Here is a 19,805-nt window from a genome sequence, read left to right on the forward strand (position 1 = left end):
CCTGTAAGCGCAGTCGAAGGGAACAATATCAGGGGGTATCGTGGTTTCGACTTCGCTCAACCACCGAAATCAATATCTTCCTGTAAGCGCAGTCGAAGGGAACAATATCAGGGGGTATCGTGGTTTCGACTTCGCTCAACCACCGAAATCAATATCTTCCGGTAAGCGCAGTCGAAGGGAACAATATCAGGGGGTATTGTGGTTTCGACTTCGCTCAACCACCGAAATCAATATCTTCCGGTAAGCGCAGTCGAAGGGAACAATATCAGGGGGTATTGTGGTTTCGACTTCGCTCAACCACCGAAATCAATTCACTAGATAAAGCTTAAAGCTTGTCCCCGTACTTGTGTATTTACCTTACCTTGGTCATAAACAATTTCACCGCCCACGATAGTGGTTACAGGCCATCCTGTGAGGTTCCAGCCCTCAAAGGGACTCCAACCACACTTAGTTAACAGTTCCTCCCGGCGTACAGGATGATAGGTGTTTAAATCTACTATAACTAAATCCGCATCGTAACCAGGAGCGATCGCCCCCTTATTGGGGATACCATAAGCCACCGCCACGGCGTGAGACATCCAATTAACCACTTGAGACACAGTACAACGACCTTCCTGAGCTGCAGTTAACATCACTGGTAGAGAAGTTTCTACCCCCGGCATTCCAGAGGGAGTATTGGGGTATTCTTGGGCCTTTTCTGCCAAGGTGTGGGGGGCGTGGTCTGTAGCAATAAAATCAATCACACCGTCGCGCAGAGCTTGCCACAGTACCTCATTATCATGGGGCGATCGCAAAGGTGGATTCATCTGGGCTAAAGTGCCAATTGTATCATAAGCACTAGTATTTAATACTAAATGCTGTGGTGTTACCTCTGCTGTCACCCAACTTGGTTTATCCTGACGCAGTAACTCAGCTTCCTCCGCCGTGGACATATGGAGGATATGCAGACGGCGTTGATATTTACGAGAAAGTTTTAAGGCTAATTGAGTGGCTAAAAGTGCCGCTTGATTATCTTGAATCTGAGAGTGAACCGCTGGATCATGAATACCGGCAAATTCCTGACGACGTTGGTTAATTCTCGCTTGGTCTTCCGCATGAACAGCGATTAGGCGATCGCCTCGAGCAAATATAGCATCTAAAGCCTCTTCTTGATCCATCAGTAACTGACCATGCATCGACCCCATAAAAACTTTAATTCCTGGGGTCGGCGTTGCCAAAAGTAAATCTGGCAGATTCTCAGGGGTAGCGCCAATAAAAAAGCCATAATTAACCACGCACTTACTGGCTGCACGTTGCAACTTATCATCTAAAGCTTGCTGAGTAGTAGTCAGCGGGCGGGTGTTAGGCATTTCCAAAAAGGAAGTCACACCACCTTTGGCGCAGGCGCAACTGGCTGTAAACAAGTCTTCCTTATATTCTAGGCCTGGTTCCCGGAAATGCACCTGGGGGTCAATAACTCCCGGCAACAAAGTTAACCCTTGAGCGTCAATTTCTGTAGTTGGTGCGGTGGTGGAAATCTGGGGCGCAACTTCGACTATTTGGCGATCGCGCGTTAGCACATCCCCCACCATTGACTCACCATTGGGGAGAATAATATTAGCGCCGCGAATTAGTAAACTATATGGAGATGACATGAGGTTAATAGGATTTGAACAGATACTCGTGCTTTTAGGATGAACTTGATTGCCAGTTAATTTCCCTGATTGGGATGTATTTTTACATATCCTGACTACCTTTGGCATCCCAAAGCACAAAAACTTAATTTTTAATGGCTTCAAGCTTTTATGATCAATGATCACTTCGACTCAGAAAACAGAATTTACTCGTTAAGATTAAAGAATATATTCTCCGCCAACGAGTTAATTACTGTCCTCCTGCCAAATTTTCAGTAATTTCATGCAAAATCAAGTGTCTGATAACAACTCCGCTCAACAATCTGATAATTCGTGGTTTGCCGAACTAGCTAGAACAGTTGTATTAAGCATTGTGCTAGCTCTAGGCATTCGTACCTTTGTAGCCGAAGCTCGCTGGATTCCTTCTGGCTCTATGGAGCCTACACTCAATGGTACTCCCGACCAGTGGAAGGCAGACAAGATAATTGTCGATAAATTGAAATATAGGTTTTCTCGACCACAGCGCGGAGATATTGTCGTCTTTTCTCCCACACAAACACTACAAAACGAACAATACAAAGACGCGTTTATTAAACGTATAGTAGCCCTACCAGGAGAAAAGGTACAACTTAAGGATGGGCAAGTGTACATTAATAATCAACCCCTGAAGGAACTTAGCTACCTGTCCTCCGAGCAGCGCACAGAAATTGATGTTTGTACATCAGTCGCCCAGCAAGCATACTTAGCACAAACGCAAACCATACCCCCTGACTCATACCTAGTTTTAGGTGATAATCGCAACAGTAGCTATGACAGCCGCTGCTGGGGTGTTGTTCCCCGGGAGAATATTATCGGTCGTGCTGTACTCCGTTTTTGGCCGCTAAATAATATTGGGGGACTGAATTAGCCGCTATTGTATGCCTAGATTCAATTACAGTCAAACCCCCCGGATGGGGAATTGCGCTCAATTCCTGGCGTTCATTCTTGTTCAGCAGCAATGAATACCAGGAGGTATGAATTTATGCAAAAAATCAAATAGTCACAGCCAAATATCTATCTATAGAGGCTTGACAGACTATTCACACAATGAGACTCTAACTACTAAGAACTTAAGATTCAGAAAATCAAGACTTTTTTATATATTCGAGACTACTATTTTTAGTTTGATAACAGCATAATAGAAATGTGACTGATTTGTTAGCCCCTTTACAATCCTTGAAAGCAGGAAACTGGTTCAAACTGATCTGCGGAGCCAGCTACCAACATTTGCCGGCCGTCAGAAGTTTAACATTAGCCTATACATTGGCGGGTGCTGACTGTATAGATGTGGCTGCTGACCCTGCTGTGATCGCAGCGGCCCAGGAAGGGTTACAAGTAGCCAAGAGTTTGGTCAAGGATGCACAACTGAGGGGTTATAGCTATCAGGGCAATGTACCTTTTTTGATGGTGAGCTTGAACGATGGGGAAGATCCCCATTTTCGTAAAGCCGAGTTTAACTCTAGTGAGTGTCCCCCAGATTGCTCTAGACCCTGTGAAACTATTTGCCCAGCACAAGCGATCGTATTTAACAGTATAAGTGAATTTTCGGGGGTTGAAGCCCAAAAGTGTTACGGCTGTGGACGTTGCCTACCCATTTGCCCATATGATAAAATTTATACAAAATCCTATATATCCAGTGGCACAGCGATCGCACCATTAGTGATTTCCCAGGTAGTAGATGCCTTAGAAATTCATACAAAAGTCGGAAATTTGGCAAAATTTAGGCAACTATGGCAAACAATTGCACCATGGGCTGACCAACTGCAATTAGTAGCCATTAGCTGCCCAGATGGGGAGGGAATAATTGACTACCTCCGAGAAATTACTGAGATAATCACACCCTTATCTGGTGCCTTAATTTGGCAGACAGACGGCCGCCCTATGAGTGGTGATATTGGGGATGGCACCACCTTAGCAACGGTGAAATTAGGGCAGAAAGTTTTGACAGCTAACTTACCGGGGTATGTCCAATTAGCAGGTGGCACTAATAGCTACACAGTTGCTAAGTTAAAAGCAATGGGGCTATTGAAATCTCTCAACAGTGCTCATGTTTCTGGCATCGCTTACGGTAGCTACGCCCGTGTGCTGCTGTCACCAGTGCTCGAACAGTTAGAGAATCAGGAGGTGAGTCAAACCAGTGTTAAGGCCAAACCGCGCCTGGAAGAAGAACCCGAATTACTCTGGCGAGCAGTCAAGCTTGCCCATTCCCTAGTTTCCCAGATCAAGTCATAGCAGGAGCTATAACTCCTCCTTCACTTTGGCCGCCTTCAGTGTAAACGTTATCTCTCAAAAGGTCACCATAGAAAGCATGACGATTAAAGAAGACCTTCAAAAGTTATTAGACATTTTACCCCAAGACCTGCAGAAAGTTCTAGAGAGTCATCCCCAACGAGATAATTTAGTAGAAGTGGTCTTGGATCTTGGGCGTTGTCCAGAGGCTCGCTTTCCCAATCAAGCTGAGTATCTGAGCGAAACACCGGTGACTCAAGCACAAATCGACGATTGTATTCAGCGCGTGGGAATTTTTAGCGGAGATAACCGAGCCGGAATTGAGCTAACTTTACACCGTATCAGTGCTATCCGTAACCGCAGTGGTAAAATTATTGGCTTGACATGTCGTGTGGGTCGGGCAATATTCGGCACTATTGGCATGATCCGCGATTTAGTGGAAACTGGTAAATCAATTCTGATGCTGGGGCGACCAGGTGTGGGTAAAACCACGGCTTTAAGAGAAATTGCCCGGGTTTTGGCGGATGATTTACGTAAGCGAGTAGTAATTATTGACACATCCAACGAAATCGCTGGGGATGGTGACGTGCCGCACCCGGCTATTGGTAGGGCTAGACGGATGCAGGTCGCACAACCGGAACTACAGCATCAGGTGATGATTGAGGCTGTGGAAAACCATATGCCAGAAGTGATCGTTATTGATGAAATTGGTACGGAATTAGAAGCTTTAGCGGCTCGGACTATTGCGGAACGGGGTGTACAGTTAGTTGGTACTGCTCACGGTAATCAAATTGCCAACCTGATTAAAAACCCGACCCTTTCTGATTTAGTTGGCGGTATTCAGGCTGTGACTTTAGGGGATGACGAAGCTAGAAGGCGGGGTAGTCAAAAAACGGTTCTGGAGCGCAAAGCCCCACCGACTTTTGAAATTGCTGTGGAAATGTTAGAACGGCAGCGCTGGGTAATACATGAAAGTGTAGCTGATACTGTAGATACCCTCCTGAGAGGTCGTCAGCCTAGCCCACAAACTAGAACCGTAGATGACCAGGGGAAGGTTTCCATTACGCGGCAGTTATCCCTGGTTAAAGGTCTGGGTGGGGAGTTTCCCAGCACAGAGGAATCTTTGCCACCAGTGCGACCAACTAATGGCTGGCGTTCATCAGGACAAATGGTAGCACTACCTCCCCTGTCTTTAGAACGGGAGCGGGTAAGTGCACCTACTGAGTTTGACCGCTTGCTAGATGAGTCTTTTAACTATTCTGAGAGTTTTGATGTCAAGACCAGTAGATACACCGGCCCCAATGGTGAAGATTTACCACTACATATTTATCCCTATGGTGTCAGTCGTCACCAACTAGAACAGGTGATTGGTGTATTAAATCTGCCAGTGATTTTGACTAAAGACATTGACACATCTGATGCAATTTTAGCACTGCGATCGCACGTGAAAAACCAGGCGAAACTCAGGCAAATGGCTAAAGCCCGTCATGTGCCAATTCACATGATTAAGGCTAGTACAATTCCCCAGATTACCCGTGGTTTGCGGCGGTTGCTGAACATGGAAGATCCGGAAATGACCGATGAGCTAGAACTACAACTGTTTTTACACAGTGGCACTGATGATGAGGTGGATGCCCTAGAAGAAGCTAGACTGGCTGTGGAGCAGATTGTCATTCCTAAAGGACAGCCTGTAGAGTTATTACCCCGTTCTTCTAAGGTACGGAAGATGCAGCATGAGTTGGTAGAACATTATCGACTCAAGTCTGATAGTTTTGGGGAAGAACCAAATCGGCGGTTACGGATTTATCCAGCTTAATTCAAAACTGGGGATGGGGAAAATTACCCTACTTTCCTCATCCCCTATTAACCCTCTTTTGTCACTCTAGGCAGAGGAAAAGTGGAAATACGGGATATTGCAGTTTTGAAAAATTGAAGGAGTTAGATTATTGACAAGCATTTGAAGTTGAAAACAACCGTCAGATAATTGTCGTTATTTGCCAATATCTAATTTCTGATTTTTTCCCACATATAGTCATCCTATTTGAGTTGAGAAATTATCAGTGAGGAAAGGGAACAGGGAACAGGGAACAGGGAACAGGGAACACACCGAACAGAAATTGTTCATGAATCATTTAGGATTGCTATATCTATTTTCGTAACTTAAATCTGAGAATACACGCTTGAATCTTTGCCAATCAGAGTATTTTACTTCCGAGTCTGTAATTCCCCATTATCTGTGATTTGAGCGAATCGCTACCAGAAAATTAAGATTTAATTCATTGAGGACACTTACAAAATTTTTACCACTTTCACCATATAAACTATCTGCCAAGACAAGATTAAATCTAAACCCCTGTTATGCAATTATTAATAACGGAACATCATACAATTTAAACTTATGGTCTACCGTAATTATTGTTAGACCTTCTACCAAAGCCTGAGCAATTAACATTCTATCAAAAGGATCTTTATGATGCATTGGCAAATCAGCAACCTTTATTGCATGTGCCAATTTCATCGCTAAAACCTCTAATCGACTAAAACGCAAAGCTTCCTCTAAATTATTAGGAGCTATTAACTTTCCTAAAGACTGTTTAATCGAAATTTCCCAAGCACTAATAGCACTAACAAAAATTATATTTTTAGGATTAATAATTACTTCTCGTACCTGAGTTGACAACTTAGAATCATTTTCTAAGAACCATAACAGGATATGAGTATCTAACAAAAAACTCATTATCCTTCACCATAAAAAGCAGCAATCACCTCTTCCAAAGTATCATCAAAATCCTCAGAAATCTTAACTTGTCCTTGCCAAAAACCTGGAACTCTTGGTTCTAAGACTTCTTCACCATTGATCGCCATTGAGCCATGATTTAAACCCGCTTTTTCAACTGTAGAGTCTTCTGGCTCAAGAGGTAAAACTTTTGCCCAAGGAACGCCCTGACGAGTTAGAGTAATTTCCACATGATTTTGAATATCTGATAATAAATCAACTAAATTTTCAGATAAGTAAGCAATATCAAAAGTTTTTTCTGACATTTTTATTTGTGTCCTACTCACTACAAGTATTATATAGCAATCCGGTTTGACAATCTCGTTTCTTAGCCTCTAGCTGGGAACACAATTCTCAGAGGATGTCTGAAAAGTAAGAAAGCCCACCTAACTGACTTTAGCTCGATAAAGTAGCTTTTCGCCTTGTACATAGCCTGTGTAACGTACTCTCACTGTTGCGCCTGGTTCTGCTGTCCCTTCGATTAATTCGTGCATTTGGGGATTATATGCTACCTCTGCTCCCACTGGGGCGATCGCCTCTATTCCCCACTCCTGTAACAGTCTTTCTAAGGGTTTCTGCACCAAAGGGACAATTTTAATTGCAGCTAGCTGGGGATTTTCCTCAGCTTTATAGGCTACTGTGGGCCATTGTAATAATAAAGATTCCAGTAGTTGTAAACTCGACTGCTGGAACTCCTGTATTAACATTTCTCGCTGTTGTTCTAATTGCTGTTGCGATCGCTGGTACTCTGTTTTTAATGCTTCTATCTCCGTTTGGCTCCGGGGTAGGTCATCCTGAGTAGTCACCGGTGAAAAAGTCTCTATTAATTCAGCCAATGAAATCTTCAGCACTTGGGATAACTTCAGCAGCACATCCACCCGCATTTGTGTTAATTTCCCTTGTCGCAGCCGTAAAATTTGCCGTTCTGAAACCCCAGCATCACGACTTAAGGCTTTAAAACTAGGGATATTTACACGCTGCATCAAATTTTGCAGCTTTTGGGTGTGATTACTCATTGGTTAAGCTGTGACATATTTAACTTACATACCATGGGCGGGCAGGATGCCCACCCCACAAAAGTTTCATGTAAATATTTTTTAGGTTATTCTTCCAGTAAACTTCTCAACATCCAAGCGGTCTTCTCATGAACTTGCATCCGTTGAGTTAATAAGTCGGCGGTGGGTTCGTCGTTCACCTCTTCCAATACAGGAAAAATAGAGCGTGCAGTTCTGACTACCGCTTCTTGTCCTTCCACCAGCAAGCTAATCATTTCCTTAGCTTTAGGAACTCCCGCAGTTTCCGCAATTGAACTGAGTTTAGCATATTCGCTGTAGGTTCCCGGTGCTGGGTATCCCAAGGCTCTAATCCTTTCTGCAATTAAGTCTACCGCTAAAGCCAGTTCTGTATACTGTGTCTCAAACATTAAATGTAAGGTTTGGAACATTGGACCTGTAACGTTCCAATGAAAGTTATGGGTTTTGAGATACAGTGTATAAGTGTCAGCCAATAAACGAGATAACCCCTCGGCAATTTTCGCTCTACTCGCGTCGTCAATACCGATATTGACATTTTTAGCTGTTGCTTGAGATGACATATTTTTTCTCCTGTTTACTTCTATCCGATTATGCTAAGTGCATCTTGAGTACCCTAGGTGTAGCTTTACGGACTCTCGCCTTGATTGTTGCTTTACCTAAGCGCTGACAAGCTTCATAACGGTGACAACCGGAAAAACCATAATACTGTCCGTCCACTTCTAGGACATCGATGGGTTCCTGTTGTCCGATCGCTGCAATAGACTCCATTAAGGCTTGGACTTTATCAGGGTCGTTGACACGGGGTAAAGGGCGTTTGATTTGATTTAAGGGGATTTCTTCAACTCTCATCATCCTTCTTTGCTCTCCTGTCTTAATCATAGTCGTTATGAGTTTGATTTACAATTAAGTTGAGTAAAAAATTGTAAATGTATATTAAATAACTACTTACCGTCAAGTAGGCGATCGCCTTCACACCAGCAATATCCTTAAATTTTGGAGCTTCTGAAAATTTAGTTATAGCAGTTTATACCTAGATAAAATACAGATATTAATTGTAGAACTATTGTGGGGTGGGCATCCTGCCCGCCCTGCCATACCCACTTAGAGGATGCTTGATAAGTTGTCAGCCGTAATTTTCATCACATCCTTACCCCCTTTAATTCCTTAAATCCAGTCCCCTTTCCCTTTATAAGGGAAAGGTGAGGGTGGGGTCAAATAATATTCGATACACTAATCATGACTTGACAAACATCCTCTTAGATGAAGTCCGCTGTAAGTGCTTACTCACCTTCTGCATCTATTTCTTGTATATTGAAAATTGGTAACTCTGTCTCCACTTCTAAAGAGTTGGACTTTTCTAACTCTGTTGGTTGTGGAAACTCCGTAGCTGCAAATAATTCACTGTTAATTACTTCCGCAAATAAGGAAGATAAACTAGGATATAAATCTACAGTAGCATCTAAAACCCAGAGTAAATCAAGCAATTCACCATCAAATTGCCAAGCTTGAGGACGAATATCATCTAAAGGTGAGGACTTTTTACCAGCACCGTCTCTCATCCTATAAGCTAACCAGGACTTGACAACTTCTAAACCTGAAACACTAAAATTATAAACTTCTGGGCGGACATTTTCAAATACACCTTTACCAACTTTTAATTCTTGTGTACCCACATCATAAGAAAATTCCGTGGGATAATCATTTACAGTATTGGGTATTCCTACTTGACAACGAACTCTACCAATAGGAATTTTACCTGGTTTTTTACCACTGGGAACAAATCTTTCACCATAGGTATGTAACCAAACTAAAGTGCGTCCTATTTCCACTACTTTAATAAATAAATCCCTATTTTTAGTAATGGGAATCCTTGGTCCAGGTGTTTCTAGTTCATGCCAAAATTCTTTGACATATTTGGGGGTTGCTAGTATAGCATAACAATAAGCAAAAAAATCTTGTGGGTGAATATTGCAATTGAGTATATTACTAATAACTTCTAAAAGTCTAGGCGTAATATTAGGTTGATTAGCTTGCGAATTTCTCCAGAGAGGAATAATATGTTTAGCACCAAAAGAACCACGAAAATGATCTAAATCAGGAATTAAAGCAGTAACAACAGCAGCAGAACCTTCACCTAGAACATTAGTTAATAAACTTGTCATATAAACTTGCTGATCACTGTGAGAACGTCGTAAATTGGGTCTAGGGCGATCGCACAATCTATTATCTAATAAAGCCCACTGGCGATCAAAACTGCGATAAGCATAACGAATTGGTTCTACAGGTAAATCCTTAGATAATAAATTAGCAATGGGAGCTAATAAATTTCCTTTATCTTCTAAAGATGAATACTGTTTACTAATTTTTCTAGCATCTGTTTCTTTAAACAGTTTTTTCTGTATCCCTGGCGATTTACTAGCATTAATCAAATTTTCCCAACGTTTATGTAAAACTTCCTTATTTTCACCAATAGTCCATTTTCTTTTAAATTGAATACCATTTTCTTGCCAAGGAAATAAATCAGTTAACTTTGCCCAATTCCAATAATCTGTATCACTAACAGGTAAAAATAAATCAGTCCAATTCTTGGGACATTCACGCCATTGTAAATCTTTAAAAGAGTGAATATTATCTAAAACTGCTAGTTTTTCTTGAGTTGTACCATCAATTCTAGTAAAATGAACTTTAGCAGCAACTTCAGGTTGAGGTTGGTTGTAACAAACCCCAATAGCAATAGCCACAGGAGTTTGAATTGCAAACACATTATCTGTTTTTCTAGCCCCTAAATTATCACCTTCCAAATCAATAATCCACAGTTCATCAAACGTTTGACGCATCACCTTACGCATTCCCGCAAATCCAGGGCCACGCAAATAGGAAGAAGCTGTTATAAAACTGATAATTCCGGCTTGATTTTCTGTGTTAGCTTCAAATACTTTCCACAAAGCCCATCGCCAAAAATAAACATAGTCATTATATAAATTTTTAGCATGAACACCATAACCCATTTCTGTTAATGGTTCTAGAAAATCCTCTAAAATAGGACGTTTTTTAATTAATTGCCGATTTTCATCTACCTTTTGCTCATCATCTCCAAATCTGACCCATCCACCCTTTCTTTTTTGATTAATTAAATCATCTTCATCAATTGTTTGACGGTTATAAGGTGGATTTCCTAAGCAAACCATCACCGGTGTATTTTGTTTAATTTTTTGAGCGCGTTTATATTCTTGACCTAAAGATTTGTAAATTAAAGGTAAATTACCACTTAATTCAGCATAGGGAGATTCTAAAGTATCACTCAAATAAACATGAACACCATTTTCAGGTAAAGTACCACCTTCACTTAAAATTTGTTGAGTGAGACGTAAATGAGCAACAGCATAAGGGCCAACTAAGATTTCAAAAGCGTGAATATTTGCTGCTGCATTTGTAGCAGCAGAAACTCTCATTCCTTTTCCTCTTAAATTACTAATTTGATCTAGTCCATGTTTAATAGCTGTTAAAATATAAGTTCCTGTACCACAAGCAGGATCTAAAGTAATAACTTTATCATCTACAAAGGAAAATTCAGCATCAAAATGCTCTCCTAATAATTCAGCTACTAATCTTACTTGTGTTTTAATAACAGGAATAGGAGTATAATAAACTCCTCTTTCTTTTCTCATCTTTGGATCATATTGAGCCAAAAAATCCTCATAAAAATATAACCAAGGGTCTTCAGAATCATTTTCATTTATTGCCGTAATATCAATAGCTGCAATTATTCTTTCTAATAGACTTACAGAAACTTCTATTTGTTCACGTGCTACTTCATCACCTAAGATTTTTAAAGCATCAGCTAGTAAATTATGACCAGTTCTAATACTTTTAACAGCTTGTGGTAAAGATAGATCATCAGCACCGGAAAACCTCGCCAATAAAAGTGCATAGGTTAAGGTTTGAGCATAAGCATCTGCAAATTGTTGATTATCCGCATCAGGAAACAAATAATGTCGCCAATCTTTAGCTACTTGACTTAAATTAGATTCAGGATTCTCAAGAGCATTCAAAACATCTTTTCTTAATAACCGACAAATAGGAGCAAGCATTTCTGCTAAAGCTTTTGGCGTAGAAGGAACAATTGGATGCCAATTGAAAAAATCTCGTAATAATATTAGTAAATCATTAGCATTTTGAGAACTAATAGCTGATGCACCCTTGCAAGTAATATCTCCTGAAAATTTAATGATCTTTCCGACCTTTTCACCTGTGCGATACAGTCCCCAAGTATTACCATCTGTGTAAATCACATTTGGGATATTTTTAAACTTTTCCCACTGTTGTTTATCATCTCCTTTCAATTTACTAGTATCTGCGCCCTTTCCTGGTGCTTTTAGTTCAATATGTCCAATTAAAAGACCATTAATTGTTATTCCCATATCTGGTCTTCCTGAAAGTAGCTTTTCTTGTACCTCAGTAACTACTACAATAGATAGATTCAGAATATTTGCTGCTGATTTTAACAAATTTTCTATAGGTGATTTCAGTTGATCTTCAGCACCAAAAGAGACAGAAGAAAGTGAGAATTTATTAGTTAATTCCTTTGCGTAAGCTTGAAGATTAGATAAAAATTGACTCTGATTATTTTTCGCCATATTCATAAATAAATAACAATTATTGATACATAATCTCTGTATCAAAACATTTCATATGTATTTTATAATGATTGGTGATTCATAGAAAAATATACAAAAAAATTAATACTTATATTACTTTTTAATAAAAATAATTGTGTAATATTTGTGCTTGTAAGTTTTACAGCCCCTGTCATCTGAGTTAGGTACACTAGAGCGTCCAGGATGCCCACCCCACAACATATATGATATTGTGGATCAAAATTAGTCAGCCAAATATTACCCCGTCTAGGGACAGAAGAACTAATAATCAAGTCTCCTGTCTGTAATTCTTGCCATTCTTGATTATGCTGGTAGTGCATTAACATTAGATGATCATATAATTAATTATTGTTAATACTTACCAACTACTCACCATCTCTTGATTATGAACCAAGCCAAAACAGGAATACTGGAAAAGTTCGTCAACACAGTTATGGGGGTCAAACCTGGTAAACAAAACCCCCCTAACACCTCAAAAGCGACCACACAAGAACTAGATATCAACGCAGTTTTAGTTTATAAACTAGGGACTATCCTACAAATAGCAGTGATGATTCTTGTGTTGCTGGGAATGGAAAAATTAATCATATTCATTGATCATAATTCCGGTTTCCCCAGTTGGGTTAGCACTGCATTAACTGCATTATTTTTTGCCGTCTTAAGTATCCGTTCCCGGATTTTTTCCCTTTTAGATAATACTCGTTCTCGTACCACCTATGACCAAGTAATTAGACCCAGATGGTCTCCCCCACCTTTAGCATTTCCCATCGTTTGGATGATCATAGCAGTTTTGCGGGTTATTTCCTCTGTATTAGTTTGGCAAACAATGAATCACCAATTTTTGGTATTACCTTTAATTCTGTTTGTGGTACATCTAGCTTTAGGGGATACTTGGAATACAATTTTTACCGTAGAACGGAGATTAGGCGCTGCTGTTCCGGTGGTGATTTTAGGTCCTTGGTTGTCTGCGCTAGTGGTGACAGCAATTTATTGGGAAACTAATCCTTTAGCAGGGATGATTTTATCATTTTCCTGTGTTTGGTTAACTGTAGCTGCTGTACTAGTGTGGAGAATTTGGCAATTAAACGGATCAGAGCCATTGTATCCCTTAAAGCTTGCATCTGGGGAGAAATAAATAGGGCTGGCTGAATAATAAATGTAAAACCTATATACAGCACTTTTCAAGTAAATAAAGTACACACCTTAATATCATAAATCTTGTGGGGTGGGCATCCTGCCCGCCCTTTTGTACCTACTCAGATGAAATGCGCTGTAAATCAAAGGTTTGAGGTTGCTAAAAAAGAAAACAGGTGCAGGGTTTTTGAAGGCTCTACCATCAAAAGTGTACATTTTGGGTTAAATAAATCAGAAAATTTAGGGATGACAGATAGCTGAAACTGTTCCCTGTTCCCTGTTCCCTGTTCCCTGTTCCCTACCCCCACGAAAAGACTTCCTGTTGCAAACCCTAAATCATTAAAATTTACCTGGGAAAACAAGGGACAATCTCACTTTATTTTTGAGTAGTGGATTCAAGATACCTGAAAACAGGTAGGGAAAAATTATTCTCTACCTCTTATTTAAAGAATTTTAAAACTTAGTCCTCAAATCCTTCTTCGTGTATATTGAACTCAACTCGACTTTGTAGAACTATTTCTTCAATTACTTTGAGTCCTTTACTCAATTCTAATACTTTATTAAGACGAAGAATTAATTCAGGGATATTTATTACTTCTTCCACGCATTCCATGTATTTATTGATAATATCCTTTATTTGATACCTTATACTTGCTTCTTGCTCTATTTTTTTCCGTACATATTCAACTGTTTGCTCAGTTTTAATAACAAAAGTAACTGGATATTTTTGTACTTTATCAATATCTAAAAAGTATTTTCCCGTATCTATACTTTCTGTCACTTGAAAAAAACGTCCCAGAGGCTTCATTACAAAATCTATACCGCCATCATTAGCATTAGTACGTCCTGTTTTATACAATATCAAATGCTCAATATTTAATTCATCCTCTGACCACCCCCAGTATATTTTCTGGTCAGCATAATACTGTTTTAAAATTGCATAACTAACAATCTCAAATACTCTAGCATCTATATTTGGCTTTAATAAACCTCTAATAAATTCAATTGCTTTTTCTGGTGATTGTTCCTGAATTGCCATCAGTGTTTCACAAGAAATCATAAATTCATTAAACGAGTCCATTCTTGCTTTAACATAAGCATTAATGATATCTCTAATAGGTTCCGCAATATTGATTACTTGATTATCAGCTTCGATTATTAAAAGATTTGGATTTATCCAATATCTATTAGTTTCTGCATCTCTTATTATTGGTAAATAAGGTGATGTGCGAAAAAATTTTTTAAACTCTTGATTCAAACGATGATTTAAAGCATGATTTTGAAGTTTACTACCGAAAGGTAGTTCTCTTTGCCTCTTCAAAAGCGCTTTATATTGTGCTCCTTCATAATCTTCGTAGCCATTTTTAATATGAAATTCTTTTTGCAAATAATCTTCAATTAAAACATATATAGCATAATGATTAGCAAAGCTAGCTCTTGATTTTGAACCTCGGTTTGCAGCTTTGGTTTTAAGATTGATATATTGCAATAATTGACTGTTACCTAAAATAATATCTCCATAACCAGGGAAATATTTATTAATAATAGTAATTATTGTTTGCGTAAAATCATGTTGTAGTATTTGCATCAAAAATACTCCCTTGTATAAAATTTAAATCAATTTCTTTACTATTTTTATTTTTAACATGATGATTTTTCTCAGGTGGTAAAAGTTGCTCTCCTTTATACTCTATTAATTCTAAAACCCGTCTCAAACCAATTTTGAGATATTCTTCCTGTAGTTCAATACTGATAGATTTTCTCCCTAACCGTTTAGCTACCGCAGCAGTTGTAAAAGTACCAGCAAAGGGATCAAGTATTACACTTCCCTCATGACTACTTGCTAAAATAATTCTTTCTAGTAATGACTCTGGTTTTTGTGAAGGATGGTTTTCATATTCCGCCATGCGATATCTCACACGGGGAAAATACCAAGCATTACCGGGTACTTTTTCCGCATTATAAGGAGTAGGTACAGATTTTCTGTAATCGATTAATTTACGTTGTGCGCCTGTTTTGGCGGCAATTTTAATATTATCACTATTGAAAATATAATTGTTTTTATTTTTGACGCAATGGAGAATGGGTTCATACATTGAACCAAAGTATTTTGTAGCTTGTACTCCAGAGCTATCATAATGCCATATGATGCGACTGAGAATAGTTAACTTTTTTCTCAGGTAAATGTCAAAATAAGGCATTGCTTGGGTGCTGGTCATGAGATAAATTGTCCCATTTGGTTTGAGAATGCGAATACACTGATCAAGCCATTGATATGACCAATTTAAATATTCTGCTTCTGATTCCCATTTATCATGGAAATTGCTAAATTGCTTACCTATGTTATAGGGAGGATCAATAAAAATTAAATCTACGGAATCTGCATGAATATATTTTGATAAGGTGCTGATAGTATCACCATGAAAAATGGTATGTTGTTGATTTTGGTAGCGCTCAATCATAATTATCCTTGACAAGTTTACCATGTTTACATAAACATAAAAGCAATAAAAGAATATATGGAGGTGATCACATCGGATCAATCCATACTTCAATATCACAGCTAATAGTATCAAAACGTAAAATCATGGTTAGGCGATACTTAATTTTGTTTTTTGGTACTTCAAATCCGCAATTCCTCAAGCATTTTCCAAGGATTCCCCTTTCAGATAACGTTCTAGTGCATCCGTCACCAACTTATTGAGATTCACCCCCCGTTGTTGAGCAAATAAAGCCGCTTGACGATGAAGTTGGCTACCTACACGCACATTAAAACTACCCTTAAAGGGCTTCTCAGGCTCAATCCCTTTTTCTGCACACAGAGCCAAATAATCATCAATTGCTTCCTCAAAACTAGCCCTGAGACTAGCCACATCTTCCCCTTCAAAACTGATTAAACTGCGGATATGTTCCACTTGTCCGTAGAAGATTTTATCATCATCACTATAGTGAATCGACCCGAAATAATCCTTGTATTGCATCATGTTATTCATAGCAATTCTTCTCCTTGGAGAATCTTGATAATCTGTTCAATCTGATATCGTTTGAGAATATTTTGAGGATGGGGTTCATGTAAAGTAATAATCACTCCCCCATCATTGAGAAAACGCCGCCGAGAACCTCCCGTTTTTCCCGTCGTGCTGACCTCCTCAAACCCAAACCCCGAAAGCAAAGTAACTAACTCCTCCCAGGTGAAATCTTTGGGAATACTAAGAAACCGCTTAATTAATTTCTCCCTGCGGGTCATGAGAACTCCCGACTGCTTACTTCCATTATCTGTCCTCAGAAAAATTTTGCAACTAGAATTAGTTACATTATTCCATATACCTGATCCGAAATTAGGTTAGCCACAAAACCCTCCTTTCTTTCTCTTGTACCTGGTGCTTCACAAAAAAAACGGTAGAGAACGGAAATTCCCCACCGCTGATTTAACTTTTATAGTTTCTAACTAGGAATCAACACCCTGAGTTAATAACTCGCGGCGCTGTCCAGCACTAACTTGAACGTTACCACTCTCGTCAACATCAACTAAGGCTGTATCACCATCCTTAATGCGACCAGAAAGAATTTCTTCAGCTAGGCTATCTTCTAATAAGCGCATGATAGCTCGACGTAATGGCCTAGCGCCGTAGCTGGGACTGTAACCCTCTTGAATTAGTCTGTCCTTAAAGCGATCGCTCACCTCTAAAGTGATACCCTTTTCAGTCAGACGACCAAATACTTCCTTGAGCATGATTTCGGCGATTTCCGTCACCTCAGCCTTACTCAATTGACGGAAGACGATAATTTCATCCAGACGGTTGAGGAATTCAGGACGGAAGTACTGCTTGAGTTCTTCATTCACCAGAGAGCGAATGCGGTTGTATTGAGTCTCCGTCGCATCATCAGCGAATTCAAAGCCGATACCGCCGCCGCCTTTTTCAATTACCTTAGAACCTATGTTAGAAGTCAGAATTAACAAAGTGTTCTTAAAGTCCACCGTGCGACCTTTCGCATCTGTTAACCGACCGTCTTCGAGAATTTGCAGCAGCATATTGAAGACATCGGGGTGAGCTTTTTCGATTTCGTCGAATAGCACCACAGTATAGGGTCGGCGACGCACAGCTTCAGTTAACTGACCGCCTTCGTTGTAACCAACATAACCAGGAGGCGAACCAATCAACTTACTAACGGTGTGGCGTTCCATGTATTCCGACATATCCAGGCGAATCATTGCTTCTTCAGAACCGAAGAAGTAGGAAGCCAAGGACTTAGCCAACTCAGTTTTACCTACCCCAGTTGGACCGGAGAAGACAAAACTAGCGATGGGTCGGTTAGGATTCTTCAAACCGACACGAGCGCGGCGAATGGCGCGGGAAACAGCTTTCACCGCATCTTCTTGACCGATTAACCGCTGATGTAAGGTATCTTCCATGTGCAGCAGCTTTTCGGATTCTGATTCCGTAAGCTTGTTCACTGGTACGCCAGTCCAGGAAGCCACAATGTGAGCAATGTCCTCTTCGCCGACTACAGGCTCAACGGCTGGGATCCGGGCGCTATCACTTGGGCTGGTAGAGGTATTAGTTTTACCTTGGGCGATGGCGCGAATTTCGGCTTTGATTTCCATTTCGCGATCGCGCAGTTCCCCAGCTTTGTCAAAGTCTTGGGAGCGGACAGCTTCGTCTTTTTCTTTTAAGATTTGCCGTAGTTCTTTGTCTAACTCTTTAGCTGCGGGTGGTAATTGGGAGTTCATTAAACGTACCCTAGAACCAGCCTCGTCAATTAAATCGATAGCCTTATCTGGTAGATAGCGATCGCTAATGTAACGGTCAGATAATTTTGCCGCCGCCACCAAAGCCTCATCAGAGATTTTCAGCTTGTGGTGTTGCTCATAGCGTTCGCGCAACCCGTGCAGGATTTCAATGGTTTCATCTACAGAAGGTTCTCCCACCATCACCGGTTGGAAGCGTCGCTCTAGAGCTGCATCTCGCTCAATGTGCTTGCGGTACTCATCTAAAGTCGTAGCGCCAATACACTGTAACTCACCCCTAGCCAAAGCCGGCTTGAGGATATTAGCTGCATCAATAGCCCCTTCTGCAGCACCAGCACCGATGAGAGTGTGTACCTCGTCAATTACCAGGATGACATTACCCGCCGAGCGGATTTCATCCATGATTTTCTTGAGGCGTTCTTCAAACTCACCCCGGTACTTGGTACCTGCTACTAGCAAGCCGATATCTAGGGTTACCACCCGCTTATCTTCTAGGATGTCGGGAACATCCCTGTTAGCTATGCGGGATGCTAGACCTTCGGCGATCGCTGTTTTCCCTACCCCTGGTTCACCGATTAATACTGGATTATTTTTAGTCCGGCGCCCCAAAATTTGGATCACACGCTCAATTTCTTTAGCGCGTCCTACAACTGGGTCTAGCTTGTTGTCCGTCGCCATTTGGGTTAAATTCGAGCCAAACTCATCCAAGGTGGGAGTTTTGGTGCGTCCCGATGGCCCTGTGGCTGAAACCTCTGCTGTTTCTCCGAGCATTCGGATCACTTGGGTTCGTACCTTAGATAAATCTACCCCTAGGTTTTCTAGCACCCTGGCTGCTACACCTTCCCCTTCCCGGATCAGGCCCAACAGCAGATGCTCGGTGCCAATGTAGTTATGCCCTAATTGGCGCGCTTCTTCCAAGGATAGCTCTAGTACACGCTTTGCCCGTGGCGTAAACGGAATTTCCACGGCCACAAAGCCCGAACCCCGGCCTATGATTTTTTCTACCTCAATCCGGGCATCTTTGAGATTGACACCCATTGATTTCAACACTTTAGCCGCAACTCCCGTACCTTCCCCAATCAGACCTAGGAGGATCTGTTCGGTTCCCACGAAGTTGTGACCTAAGCGGCGGGCCTCTTCTTGGGCCAGCATGATTACCTTAATGGCTTTTTCTGTGAAGCGTTCAAACATGGCATTTTTCCCATCACCTGCGTCGTGCCGGTATGCTGATTTTAGCACAGGCTCTGCTTTTGGATGCCTGTATAAAGATTATAGGCCACGAAAAAATTTCGCCCCACATCCTGGCTTAATTGTTAGTTTTTTATTACTTTTTTTATGGTTGCTATACTTAGGGGCTTGATTTTACTAGTGTTTCCCTGCTTTACAACTATCCAGCAAGCCGCTATGCTTAGGCTTTTATTTAACTATTTCCAAATATAGACTTATAACATACTTATCAGTCTCTATTCAAGAATATGCTGGACTAATAATTTATTTGAAATTTAAAAAAATTATTGATTAAATATTTTAATAGTACATAGCAGCAAAAACATGAATTTTTTCTCCCTAATG

At 40.5% G+C, this 19,805-nt stretch carries 16 protein-coding genes and 1 pseudogene; 4 read left to right on the forward strand and 13 right to left on the reverse strand.

The window, feature by feature from the left end; all coding sequences use genetic code 11:
* Positions 1 to 314: 314 nt before the first annotated feature.
* Positions 315 to 1,634, reverse strand: a complete 1,320-nt coding sequence (locus tag NWP22_RS12735; protein ID WP_280801968.1) for a dihydroorotase — start codon at positions 1,632 to 1,634, stop codon at positions 315 to 317.
* A 262-nt stretch (positions 1,635 to 1,896) separates the two neighbouring features.
* Between NWP22_RS12735 and lepB the strand changes: the two genes are divergently transcribed.
* From lepB to NWP22_RS12750, 3 genes are all read left to right on the forward strand, one after another.
* Entirely contained in the window at positions 1,897 to 2,520 is a 624-nt protein-coding gene (gene lepB / locus NWP22_RS12740) for a signal peptidase I (protein WP_271731049.1), read from the forward strand.
* Between the two features lie 278 nt (positions 2,521 to 2,798).
* On the forward strand, positions 2,799 to 3,884 hold the full coding sequence (gene ldpA, locus NWP22_RS12745; RefSeq protein ID WP_271731051.1) for a circadian clock protein LdpA: 1,086 nt from the start codon (positions 2,799 to 2,801) through the stop codon (positions 3,882 to 3,884).
* A 76-nt stretch (positions 3,885 to 3,960) separates the two neighbouring features.
* Entirely contained in the window at positions 3,961 to 5,697 is a 1,737-nt protein-coding gene (locus tag NWP22_RS12750) for a R3H domain-containing nucleic acid-binding protein (protein ID WP_271731053.1), read from the forward strand.
* Positions 5,698 to 6,024: 327 nt separating this feature from the next.
* Here NWP22_RS12750 and NWP22_RS12755 read toward each other — a convergent pair.
* From NWP22_RS12755 to NWP22_RS12785, 7 genes and pseudogenes are all read right to left on the reverse strand, one after another.
* Positions 6,025 to 6,234, reverse strand: a pseudogene (locus NWP22_RS12755) (IS701 family transposase); the annotation flags it as partial.
* Between the two features lie 3 nt (positions 6,235 to 6,237).
* Positions 6,238 to 6,618, reverse strand: coding sequence for a type II toxin-antitoxin system VapC family toxin (locus NWP22_RS12760; protein WP_271731055.1), 381 nt, complete (start codon positions 6,616 to 6,618; stop codon positions 6,238 to 6,240).
* On the reverse strand, positions 6,618 to 6,923 hold the full coding sequence (locus NWP22_RS12765; RefSeq protein ID WP_280801969.1) for a hypothetical protein: 306 nt from the start codon (positions 6,921 to 6,923) through the stop codon (positions 6,618 to 6,620). The genes NWP22_RS12760 and NWP22_RS12765 overlap by 1 nt, the downstream gene beginning before the upstream one ends.
* A 120-nt stretch (positions 6,924 to 7,043) precedes the next feature.
* Positions 7,044 to 7,673, reverse strand: coding sequence for a nucleotide exchange factor GrpE (gene grpE, locus NWP22_RS12770; protein WP_280801970.1), 630 nt, complete (start codon positions 7,671 to 7,673; stop codon positions 7,044 to 7,046).
* Between the two features lie 86 nt (positions 7,674 to 7,759).
* Complete coding sequence (locus tag NWP22_RS12775) at positions 7,760 to 8,251, reverse strand: Dps family protein (protein ID WP_271731062.1); 492 nt, start codon at positions 8,249 to 8,251, stop codon at positions 7,760 to 7,762.
* A gap of 28 nt (positions 8,252 to 8,279) precedes the next feature.
* Positions 8,280 to 8,543 (reverse strand): sulfiredoxin, encoded by a 264-nt coding sequence (locus NWP22_RS12780; RefSeq protein WP_271731064.1) that lies wholly within the window; start codon positions 8,541 to 8,543, stop codon positions 8,280 to 8,282.
* A gap of 428 nt (positions 8,544 to 8,971) precedes the next feature.
* Positions 8,972 to 12,328 carry a type ISP restriction/modification enzyme gene (locus NWP22_RS12785; protein ID WP_280801971.1) on the reverse strand — a complete coding sequence of 1,119 codons (3,357 nt, stop codon included), beginning with the start codon at positions 12,326 to 12,328 and terminating at the stop codon, positions 8,972 to 8,974.
* 406 nt (positions 12,329 to 12,734) lie between these two features.
* Between NWP22_RS12785 and NWP22_RS12790 the strand changes: the two genes are divergently transcribed.
* A complete protein-coding gene (locus tag NWP22_RS12790) occupies positions 12,735 to 13,484 on the forward strand; it encodes a TspO/MBR family protein (RefSeq protein ID WP_271731068.1) in 750 nt (249 codons plus the stop codon).
* A gap of 459 nt (positions 13,485 to 13,943) precedes the next feature.
* On the opposite strand, the gene NWP22_RS12795 is transcribed toward NWP22_RS12790, so the two are convergent.
* The 5 genes from NWP22_RS12795 to NWP22_RS12815 all read right to left on the reverse strand — a co-directional run bounded on the left by NWP22_RS12795 (position 13,944) and on the right by NWP22_RS12815 (position 19,424).
* A complete protein-coding gene (locus NWP22_RS12795; protein ID WP_271731069.1) occupies positions 13,944 to 15,071 on the reverse strand; it encodes a restriction endonuclease in 1,128 nt (375 codons plus the stop codon).
* Positions 15,052 to 15,945 (reverse strand): adenine-specific DNA-methyltransferase, encoded by an 894-nt coding sequence (gene yhdJ, locus NWP22_RS12800; RefSeq protein WP_280801972.1) that lies wholly within the window; start codon positions 15,943 to 15,945, stop codon positions 15,052 to 15,054. The genes NWP22_RS12795 and yhdJ overlap by 20 nt, the downstream gene beginning before the upstream one ends.
* A 177-nt stretch (positions 15,946 to 16,122) precedes the next feature.
* On the reverse strand, positions 16,123 to 16,476 hold the full coding sequence (locus NWP22_RS12805; RefSeq protein ID WP_225880382.1) for a type II toxin-antitoxin system HicB family antitoxin: 354 nt from the start codon (positions 16,474 to 16,476) through the stop codon (positions 16,123 to 16,125).
* Positions 16,473 to 16,730: a type II toxin-antitoxin system HicA family toxin gene (locus tag NWP22_RS12810; RefSeq protein WP_200987732.1), complete on the reverse strand. Its 258-nt coding sequence runs from the start codon at positions 16,728 to 16,730 to the stop codon at positions 16,473 to 16,475. Before NWP22_RS12810 ends, NWP22_RS12805 begins: the two co-directional genes overlap by 4 nt.
* Positions 16,731 to 16,931: 201 nt before the next feature.
* Positions 16,932 to 19,424 (reverse strand): ATP-dependent Clp protease ATP-binding subunit, encoded by a 2,493-nt coding sequence (locus tag NWP22_RS12815; protein WP_271731173.1) that lies wholly within the window; start codon positions 19,422 to 19,424, stop codon positions 16,932 to 16,934.
* Between the last annotated feature and the right edge of the window lie 381 nt (positions 19,425 to 19,805).

Source organism: Anabaenopsis tanganyikae CS-531 (assembly GCF_029891675.1).
Lineage (GTDB): Bacteria > Cyanobacteriota > Cyanobacteriia > Cyanobacteriales > Nostocaceae > Anabaenopsis > Anabaenopsis arnoldii.